At 31.3% G+C, this 10011-nt stretch carries 9 protein-coding genes; all 9 read right to left on the bottom strand.

What is annotated here, in order from left to right:
- Positions 1-226: 226 nt before the first annotated feature.
- The 9 genes from FAY47_RS17275 to tig all read right to left on the bottom strand — a co-directional run bounded on the left by FAY47_RS17275 (position 227) and on the right by tig (position 9938).
- On the bottom strand, positions 227-694 hold the full coding sequence (locus FAY47_RS17275; RefSeq protein ID WP_143318183.1) for a hypothetical protein: 468 nt from the start codon (positions 692-694) through the stop codon (positions 227-229).
- Positions 695-808: 114 nt separating this feature from the next.
- Positions 809-1066: a hypothetical protein gene (locus tag FAY47_RS17270; RefSeq protein WP_143318182.1), complete on the bottom strand. Its 258-nt coding sequence runs from the start codon at positions 1064-1066 to the stop codon at positions 809-811.
- Positions 1067-1105: 39 nt separating this feature from the next.
- Entirely contained in the window at positions 1106-1483 is a 378-nt protein-coding gene (locus FAY47_RS17265) for a hypothetical protein (RefSeq protein WP_143318181.1), read from the bottom strand.
- 175 nt (positions 1484-1658) lie between these two features.
- Positions 1659-2252 carry a ribosome biogenesis GTP-binding protein YihA/YsxC gene (yihA, locus tag FAY47_RS17260; protein WP_143318180.1) on the bottom strand — a complete coding sequence of 198 codons (594 nt, stop codon included), beginning with the start codon at positions 2250-2252 and terminating at the stop codon, positions 1659-1661.
- Complete coding sequence (gene lon, locus FAY47_RS17255) at positions 2242-4578, bottom strand: endopeptidase La (protein WP_143318179.1); 2337 nt, start codon at positions 4576-4578, stop codon at positions 2242-2244. Before lon ends, yihA begins: the two co-directional genes overlap by 11 nt.
- Before the next feature lie 169 nt (positions 4579-4747).
- Positions 4748-6424: an ATP-dependent protease LonB gene (gene lonB, locus FAY47_RS17250; protein ID WP_143318178.1), complete on the bottom strand. Its 1677-nt coding sequence runs from the start codon at positions 6422-6424 to the stop codon at positions 4748-4750.
- A gap of 140 nt (positions 6425-6564) precedes the next feature.
- Entirely contained in the window at positions 6565-7863 is a 1299-nt protein-coding gene (gene clpX / locus FAY47_RS17245; RefSeq protein ID WP_143318177.1) for an ATP-dependent Clp protease ATP-binding subunit ClpX, read from the bottom strand.
- A 29-nt stretch (positions 7864-7892) separates the two neighbouring features.
- The gene (gene clpP, locus FAY47_RS17240; protein ID WP_143318176.1) at positions 7893-8492 is read right to left on the bottom strand and encodes an ATP-dependent Clp endopeptidase proteolytic subunit ClpP; all 600 of its coding nucleotides are present in this window, start codon (positions 8490-8492) and stop codon (positions 7893-7895) included.
- Positions 8493-8654: 162 nt separating this feature from the next.
- Positions 8655-9938, bottom strand: coding sequence for a trigger factor (gene tig / locus FAY47_RS17235; RefSeq protein WP_143318175.1), 1284 nt, complete (start codon positions 9936-9938; stop codon positions 8655-8657).
- Positions 9939-10011 lie beyond the last annotated feature (73 nt).

The raw sequence follows: 10011 nt of genomic DNA, 5'->3' as shown, positions 1-10011 counted from the left end.
TTGTCTTAAGCTAATGGTTGGCACTATCAACCCCCATATCGGACTTTCACCGACTAGTACGTGCCCATGCTGGGCACACATAAATTAAAAGGCCGCATCTATAAAATGCGGCCTAAAAGGGGGATGGGGGGTTTTAGCTTCTATGAAGAAAATCTTCATTTAGCTATAGGAGAATACTTTCTCCGGTACAATAATATTATTGACTTAATATGAACAAAATATACAATTATTTATCATCCAACATTCCTCCGTTATATAATTCAATAATCCTATCAATTAACTCTATCTTAGCTGGATCAACTATTTTTTTTAAAGCAATTAGTAGTTCTATGTTCTCATCTTCTTCATTACAACTTACTATCTCATCAGCAGTCTCTTTATGTTTTTCTTTTCTAACTCTTCTATTTCCTTCATTATCCCTAGATTTTTTAATGTCATTATTTTTTATAGTATTTCCATTAACACCATTATTAATATTATTAGCATTAATTTGTTCATTAATTGAATTTAAATCAAATCCGTCCTTGCCCATATTCGATAACATGTTTCCTAGTCCAGTCATATCTATATTTCCACCTAATAATCCTAAAAGTTGTTGAGGACTTATACCGAAAGGATTACTATTCATAGACCCGTTCAATTGATTCCTAACCATTCTATTACCTTCATTGGATTTATGTCTATGTTTTGACATAATCTATCCTCCTACTAAAGCCTTATATTAGCTATTATATGTATATATCAATTATTGGTTAACCTTTTAATTCAATTTTTTTGGAGGGCTTAAACTGCCCTCCACTCAACTTTACTAATAACCATACCCGTTGTTGTATCCACAATTTGTTTCGCTCCAACCGTAAAGTATAAATAGTAATATTATTAATATTGAATTGGTGTTTAATATTCCTGCTCCACAAGCTATTAGCCAAAATAATATAGCTTCCCATGCACCACAGCTATCGCAGCCACCACCAAAGATGCCATTTCCACCAAATATGCCATTTCCGCCATAATTATTGCAGCAGCAGCAACAACAATTGTCTTTTTTATGCTTCTTCTTTGACATAACTATCTCTCCCTTCTGATAGCATTAGTTTGTAACTCATTATGCAAAGTTACCATTTCCGTTATTACAGCCACAACCACCACAAATAAATAGAATAACTAATAAGAATAACCACCATGATCCACCTAGGAATGAATTATTGCGATTCATATCGCAACATGGGTCATAATTTTTCTCTTTGCAACAACATGGTTTACAGCAACAAGGTTCACAACAACATTGGTTGCCATATCCGCCAAAGCCGCCACAATTACCTCCGCAACCGCCACAGAAGAAGAATAATATTATAATCCACCATATCCAGCCGCAGTTTCCAAAACCGCCACAGTTTCCAAAACCACCACAATTTCCACTGTTTATATTATTATTGGATTCTCCGTTACAGTTTAATCCGTTAATAATGTCATTAATCTCCATTGTTTTTCCTCCTTGGAATTTATATTTGTTTTTATACTATATACTATTCTCCCAAGGTCTATTTGCCACAAAATTTTAGGATAAAACTCTTTCTATAGTTAATCTTGTTAACTACTATCGAATTCTTTATTGCTTAACATTACAAATGAATAAAAAAAAGAGCTTTCGCTCTTTTTTATTCTTCACTTGCCAAATCTCCAAATAAATTGTCAATTAACTCATCTCTACCCTTTTTGTTTAAAGACGAGAAAAAATACAACTTGTCTTCTGAAGTTAATTTCAATGTATCCCTTATTAATTTTTCACTTTTTCTTAAATCATTGTTTGACAGTTTATCTTTTTTAGTCGCTACAACTATTACATCATATCCATAATGTTTTATCCATTCAAACATTGTAATATCGTCAGCCGTCGGCTTATGCCTTGAATCAACTAACAGTACAACTCTTTTTAATTCTTCTCTACCATGTAAATATGTCTCAATGGTTTTTCCCCAACTTGCTTGTTCTTTCTTTGAAACTTTTGCATACCCATATCCAGGTAAATCCACAAGATGAAAATCATTGTTTATAAGAAAGAAATTAATCAACCTTGTCTTACCAGGAGTTTGACTAACCTTAGCTAGTTTTTTCCTATTTGTTAATGCGTTTATTATAGAACTCTTTCCAACATTAGATCTACCAACAAAAGCAATTTCCACTCTATTATCAGTTGGATATTGTTCCCTCTTTACTGCAGATATTATAAATTCACTTGTTTTAATTAACATTAGTACCCTTTCCAATTAAAGCATTCTCAAGAACAGTGCCAACTTCTTCTGCTTTTATTATTTTTATTTTATTTCTTATGCTACTTGGTATCTTTTCTACATCACTGGCATTTTCTTTTGGTATTATTATAGTATTAACACCAGCTCTAAATGCTGCCAATGACTTTTCTTTAAGCCCACCTATAGGTAATACCCTACCAGTTAAAGTAACTTCTCCAGTCATAGCTACATTTCCTTTAACTTTTCTTCCTGATAAAGCTGAAACTAAAGCTGTAACCATAGTTACACCAGCTGAAGGACCATCTTTAGGAACAGCACCTTCTGGAACATGTATGTGTATATCTTTTTCTTTATAAAAATCTTCTTTTATTCCATACTTTGAAGCATTTGATCTTACATAAGAATATGCAGCCTTAGCTGATTCTTGCATAACTTCTCCAAGTTTTCCTGTCAACTGTAACTTCCCATTTCCCTTCATGACCATAGCCTCTACAGGTAATGTATCTCCACCATATGCAGTCCATGCAAGTCCTGTAACAACTCCAAGTTTATCTTCTTTCTTTATCTCATCAAAAGTAAAAATTCTAGTTCCCATTAGCTTTTCTACCTTCTTTTTATTAATAGTTATAGTTTCCTTATTGTCCTTTAATAATTCAGCTATAGATTTTCTAATAAGCTTTCCTAAAGCTCTTTCAAGAGATCTTACACCAGATTCTCTAGTATAACCATCAATTATTTCTTTAATTGCATCATCTTTAATTGTTACTTTATCATTATTCAAGTTATATTCCTTAAATATCTTAGGCATTAAGTGGTTTTTAGCTATATGGAATTTCTCTTCATAAGTATAACCCGATACTTCTACAATTTCCATTCTATCAAGTAATGGTCTTGGTATCGTATCTAAGCTATTGGCTGTAGTAATGAATAAGGCTTTAGATAAATCTATTGGAAGCTCGATGTAATTATCTCTAAATGTCTTATTTTGTTCACTATCAAGAACTTCTAACAATGCATCAGCTGGATTTCCTTTATAGTCAGTACTTAATTTATCAATTTCATCTAATAATATTAAGGGATTCAATGCTTTTGCTTCTTTTAACCCATAAATAATTCTCCCTGGAATTGCAGCTACATATGTTCTTCTATGGCCCCTTATCTCAGATTCATCTTTAAGTCCACCGAGAGACATCCTTACATATTTTCTATTAATAGCTTTAGCTATAGATTTAGCTATAGAAGTTTTACCTACACCTGGAGGACCAACTAAACACAATATAGGTCCTTTTAGCGATCCGCTCATCTTCTTAACAGCAAGATATTCTAAAATTCTTTCCTTAACATCTTCTAAACCATAATGTTCTGAATTTAATACCTCTTCAGCTTTCTTAATATCAAGAACTTCCTTAGTATATTTACCCCAAGGAATGTCTAACAACCACTCTAGGTAAGATTGTACTGTATTTCCTTCTGAGGAAGAAATATTCATTCTCTTCAGCCTTCCAAGTTCATTAAGCGCCTTTTCTTTTACTTCCTTAGGAAGTTTAGTTTTATTGATTTTCTCTTCAAACTTATTTATTATAACCTTTTCTTCATCATCTTCTCCAAGTTCTTCCTGAATAAATTTAAGTTGTTCTCTTAAATAAAATTCCTTCTGAGAATCATCTACACTCTTTTTCATCTTATTTGCAAGTTTCTTTTGAACTTTTATAACTTTTAGTTCTTTTTCAAGAGAAATTAGAAGTAATTCTATTCTCTTTTTTATATCTATAGTTTCTAGTATTTCCTGCTTCCTCTCTTCCGATAAAGGAAGATAACTTGCCACTATATTCACAAATTCATAAACATTCTTTTCAAGCTTAATATTAGTCATCATTTCAGGACTTTCTTCCCCAGCTGCTTTAATAAACTTTTTAAATGTTTTCTTTAAGCTTTCAAAATAGCCATCTAACTCAGCATCTTCCTTATCATTACTAGGACTATCATCAATTTTCTCTATTACTACTTCAAAATACTTATCATTATCAATATATTTTTTTATTTTCCCTCTAGCTTTACCTTCCACTAATACTCTTATAGTATCTCCAGGCATCTTTATAATTTGTTTTATCTTACACAGTGTTCCTATATTACTTATATCTGAACTGCTTGGATTATCAAGTTCCATTTGTTTTTGAGTTGCAAGAAATATTTCTTCACCATTTAACATAGCTACATCAATAGCCTCAATTGATTTTTCCCTTCCTACATCAAAATGTAGTACCATATTAGGAAAAATAGTTAATCCTCTTAGAGGAATTAATGGAAGTGTATCTTTATTATCCATCTTTCTTCCCTCCATCCACATAATATTTATTTAGTCTTAATTAGTATACCATAATAACTTGTTTTTTCAATAAATAAACCCTTAAATTGGGCATTCTTTTTAACTATTAGAATATCTATAATTCTACAATTAACTCATTCGTAATAGCCCTATAAATTGATTCTTTCAATTATAAATTACTCTTTTCTTCATTTCTTAAACTAGCAGATAATATCTCAATTTTAGTATCATTTACAATTGATGTTTTTTCAAATACAATATCAAAAACATCACCTATGCTCTCAACTGAATGAATCTTTATATCCTTCATCTCTTCTAGACTTTCACTCCAATTATCCTTTGGAATAATAACAACTTTTGCTCCTCCTTTTTTTGCCCCCATTATCTTAGCTTTTACTCCTCCAATTGCTTTTACTCCTCCAAGAACACCAATTTCCCCTGTCATAGCTATACAATTATTTATTTTAATCTTTTTTATAGCACTATATATTGCTGTTGCAATAGCTATACCTGCTGATGGTCCATCTACTGGCATTCCACCTGGAAAGTTAATATGTATATCATATTTGTTACATTCTAAGTTATATATATTATTCAGTACTGTAATAACATTTTCAACAGATGATATTGCTGTACTTTTTCTAGTTATCTTTCTGTTGCTACTTGATATACTCTCTTCTTCTACCATTCCTGATACTTTTAAGCTTCCAAAATCTTTTGATTTCTTTGCTGAAACCTCAATCAACATCAAAACACCTTGATTTGCCCCATATACTGCTAACCCGTTTACAACTCCAATCGTTGGTTCTTTGTTTATAGTAGGTTCAATTCTTTTTATATATTGTCCATTCTCTATTACCCATTCAACATCTTGAACTGTTATAATTTTTCTGTCCTCATTAATTGCTATTCCAGCTGATAACTGTACTAGGTTTACAACTTCACGTCCATTATAGCAATACTCTCCTATTAATTTTTTTGCATTTTCCTCTATAGATAGCCCTATTTTTTTTGCAGCATCATTTCCAATTTTTATTATTTCTTCTGGCATTAATCCACGGAAAAATATTTCTACACATCTTGATCTTATTGCTGGCAATATCTCATCTGGACTTCTTGTAGTTGCCCCTATAAGTCTGAAATCAGCAGGCAATCCATTATCAAATATCTCTTTTATATAGTCAGGTATGTTAGGATCTTCAGAACTATAATAGGAACTATCTAAAAAAACCTTTCTATCTTCTAAAACTTTCAGCAATTTATTTAATTCTATAGGATGTAACTCTCCTATTTCGTCTATGAATAATATTCCTCCATGCGCTTTTGTTACAGCTCCTGGTTTTGGTTGTGGTATTCCTGCTACTCCAAGAGAGCCAGCCCCTTGATAAATTGGGTCATGTACAGAACCAATCAAAGGATCTGCAATTCCCCTTTCATCGAATCTTAAAGTTGTTGCATCTATCTCTACAAATTTTGCATTGTTCCTAAAAGGCGATTTATTATTCTTTTTGGCCTCTTCTAACACCAATCTTGCAGCTGCTGTTTTACCAATACCCGGAGGCCCATATATTATAACATGTTGAGGATTAGGTCCACAAAGCGCTGCCTTTAAAGCCATTATGCCATTTTCTTGGCCTATAACCTCTTCAAATTTTCTTGGCCTACTCTTTTCAGTTAAAGGTATTGTTAATGATACTCCTTTCATCTTATTTAATTTATCCATTTCTTTTCTATTTTCTTTATTTATTATAATTTTTTTAGAATTAGTATGTTTATTACTATAAACCATATAGTAAATTATTATAACCATTAATATTACTTGTAAAAGAATTAATATTTCTGCCATCACTGATTCCTCCGTTAGTTATATTTCTAGTTATAATTATTAACCTACTAACAGAACACTATACAATGGATTTTTTTACTTTTGAAATAATTCTCATAAAAAAAAGTGATAGTCTTTACTATCACTCTCTCTATACTGCACTAAGCAGTTTCCATACCCTTGCTCTTTTTAGCTTTCTTAGGCTTAGGTAAAGCAACTCTCTCCTCACCTTCAGCTAATCTATGAATTTCAGGTTGTTCTTTATTTGTTATCGTTGGTTCTGTAATAATAACTTTAGTAACCCTATTATCAGAAGGTATGTCAAACATTATTTCAGTCATAACATCTTCTATTATTGACCTTAATCCTCTAGCTCCAGTTTTTCTTTCTATTGCTTTTTCAGCAATAGCTTCTAATGACTTTTCAGTAAAATCAAGTTCAACATTATCCATCTCAAATAACTTCTTATATTGCTTTACTAAAGCATTTTTAGGTTGACTTAATATATTTACAAGAGCTTTCTTATCTAATGATTCTAATGTTACAACTATAGGTAATCTACCTACAAATTCAGGTATTAATCCAAATTTCAAAAGATCACTTGGCAGAATATCCTTAAGCAAACTTCCCACATCTTTTTCCTTCTTAGATTGTATGTCTGCTCCAAACCCTATAGAACTCTTTCTTGTTCTCTTTTCTATAATCTTATCAACTCCATCAAATGCACCACCACAAATAAATAATATATTTGCAGTATTTATTTGAATAAATTCTTGGTGAGGATGTTTTCTTCCTCCTTGAGGTGGCACTGAGGCAACGGTTCCTTCTAATATTTTTAACAATGCTTGCTGAACACCCTCTCCCGAGACATCCCTAGTAATAGATGGGTTTTCTGACTTTCTAGCAATCTTATCTATTTCATCAATATATATTATTCCTTTTTCAGCTTTTTCAACATCATAATCAGCATTTTGGATAAGCCTTAAAAGTATATTTTCAACATCTTCTCCTACATATCCAGCTTCTGTTAATGTAGTAGCATCTGCTATTGCAAAAGGTACATTTAAAAACTTTGCTAATGTTTGTGCTAAAAATGTTTTTCCAGATCCTGTTGGCCCTAACAACAAAATATTACTTTTTTGTAATTCTACATCATCACTAGTATCATTTGAATTAACTCTTTTATAGTGATTATAAACAGCTACTGAAAGAGCTTTTTTTGCACTTTCTTGACCTACTACATAATCATCTAAATAATTTTTTATTTCTTGTGGTTTTGGTAATGCTTTTGCATCAAATTCTACTGTTTCTTCAAATTCATCTGCTATTATTTCCGAACATAAATCAATACATTCGTCACATATATAAACTCCAGGACCAGCAATTAATCTCTTAACTTGGTCTTGACTTTTTCCACAAAATGAACACTTTAGTTGCTTTTTTTCATCATATTTAGCCATATATTCACCTCACTCAGACTATATATCTACTATTTATCCTTCCCTAAATCATGACTTGTTATAACTTTATCCACTATTCCATATTCAGCTGCTTCATCGCCGTCCATGAAGTAATCTCTTTCTACATCTTGAGAAATTTGTTTTAACGATTTACCGGTATTTTCACTTAAAATTTTATTAAGTTTTTCCTTAGTCTTTAATATTCTTTTAGCATGAATATCAATATCTGTTGCTTGCCCTTGGAATCCGCCTAAAGGTTGGTGAATCATTATTTCTGCATTAGGAAGTGTAAATCTCTTTCCTTTTGCTCCACTAGACAATAAGAATGCTCCCATTGATGCAGCGAGTCCCATACAGATTGTAGATACATCTGCTTTGATATAATTCATTGTATCATATATAGCCATTCCCGCTGTTACTGAGCCACCTGGACTATTTATGTATAAATAAATATCCTTATCAGGATCTTCACTTTCTAGGAATAATAATTGGGCAATTACAAGATTTGCGGAGTCATCATTAACTTCTCCACTAAGCATAACTATTCTATCCTTTAATAATCTTGAAAATATATCGTAAGATCTTTCCCCTCTACCTGTTTGTTCTACTACCATAGGTACTAATGCCATAATTCTACCTCCTCTTTATATTACTCTATCTTATCTAGAGTCTATTCTCATATTGTAATTATACAAGATTTTAATGTTTTTGTTAATGTTTTATTTGAAATAATTGCCAGAAATAATTTCTGGCAATTTTCTTATAATCATTATATTAAATTATCAAATATATTATTTTACGTTATCTTTTAATAGCTTAATAGTCTTTTCAATAACTATATCTCTTTCAATCATAGACTTTTGAGCATTTATTAACATTTCTGCCATCTTTTCGTGTTCAGAAGCTGAATACATCTTAGCAAGCTCTAAAGCTTTTTCCTTTAATTCTTCTTCTGTAGCTTCAATACTTTCTTTTTTAGCTATTGCATCTAAAACTAAATCTGCTCTAACTTTTCTATCAGCATTTTCTCTCATGTAGTCTCTCATCTTTTCATTTGTATTTCCTGTAAACTCCATATACTGATCTAAAGTTAATCCTTGATATTTTAATCTATTTTCAAGATCTCCAACCATAACATCTATTTCTTTTTCTACCATTACTTGTGGTAAATCAATTTTTGAAACTTCAACTGCAGCAGTTATAATTGCATTTTCAAATTCTCTATCTGCTGTTTCAGCACTTTGTTCTTCTAACTTTTTCTTTATATCTTCTTTAACCTCTGCTAATGTATCAAATTCTGATACTTCTTTAGCAAATTCATCATCTAAAGCAGGAAGCTCCTTAACTTTTATTTCCTTTATAGTTACTTCAAATACTGCTTCTTTTCCATTAAGATCTTCTTTTCCATAGTTTTCAGGGAAAGTAACCTTAACTTCTCTCTTTTCTCCAACAGCTGCTCCTACTAATTGTTCCTCAAAATTATCAATGAATGAACCTGAGCCTATTTCTAGTGAATAATCATTTCCTTCTCCACCTTCAAAAGCAACTCCATCAATAAATCCCTTAAAGTCGATAACTGCAACATCTCCATCTACTACTGTTCCTTCAGTCTTAGTTTCAATCCTTGCATTTTTTTCTTGCATTGACTTTAATTGTTTTTCAATATCTTCTTCTTTTACTTCATATGTTGGTCTTTCAACTTCTAAACCTTTGTATTCTCCAAGTTCAACTTCTGGATATACTGTAACTTCAGCAGTATATACAAGATCCTTATCTTCTCCAACTTCAACAACATTAACCTTTGGATAGTCAACAGGTCTTATGTTATTTTCTTCTAGTGCTTTTCCATAAGTTTCATCTATTGCAAAGTTAATAGCATCTTCAAAAAGAACTTCTATACCATAGAACTTCTTAACCATTGCCATAGGAACTTTACCTTTTCTAAAACCTTGAACATTAAAATTTTGCTTGTTCTTGTTATATGCCTTTTTTAAAGCAGCATTAAATTTTTCTGCCTCAACTCTTACTTCAATTTTAACTAAATTTGCTTCTATTTTTTCCATTTTAGCTTCCATTAATTATATTCCTCCTAAAATAGTCCTTTTTCATATTTATAGACTAAAATATTATATCATATCATATTAAATA

It is taken from the genome of Clostridium sp. HBUAS56017, assembly GCF_007115085.1.
GTDB classification, from domain to species: domain Bacteria; phylum Bacillota; class Clostridia; order Clostridiales; family Clostridiaceae; genus Clostridium; species Clostridium cibarium.
This window is presented reverse-complemented; position numbering and strand designations above follow the sequence as displayed.

Bases quoted from the DNA above. Each gene is read 5' to 3' on its own strand.
- clpP (WP_143318176.1), bottom strand. From the start codon at position 8,492: ATGGCATTAGTACCTATGGTAGTAGAACAAACAGGTAGAGGGGAAAGA.
- lon (WP_143318179.1), bottom strand. From the start codon at position 4,578: ATGGATAATAAAGATACACTTCCATTAATTCCTCTAAGAGGATTAACT.
- clpX (WP_143318177.1), bottom strand. From the start codon at position 7,863: ATGGCTAAATATGATGAAAAAAAGCAACTAAAGTGTTCATTTTGTGGA.
- lonB (WP_143318178.1), bottom strand. From the start codon at position 6,424: ATGGCAGAAATATTAATTCTTTTACAAGTAATATTAATGGTTATAATA.
- yihA (WP_143318180.1), bottom strand. From the start codon at position 2,252: ATGTTAATTAAAACAAGTGAATTTATAATATCTGCAGTAAAGAGGGAA.
- FAY47_RS17275 (WP_143318183.1), bottom strand. From the start codon at position 694: ATGTCAAAACATAGACATAAATCCAATGAAGGTAATAGAATGGTTAGG.
- FAY47_RS17265 (WP_143318181.1), bottom strand. From the start codon at position 1,483: ATGGAGATTAATGACATTATTAACGGATTAAACTGTAACGGAGAATCC.
- FAY47_RS17270 (WP_143318182.1), bottom strand. From the start codon at position 1,066: ATGTCAAAGAAGAAGCATAAAAAAGACAATTGTTGTTGCTGCTGCTGC.
- tig (WP_143318175.1), bottom strand. From the start codon at position 9,938: ATGGAAGCTAAAATGGAAAAAATAGAAGCAAATTTAGTTAAAATTGAA.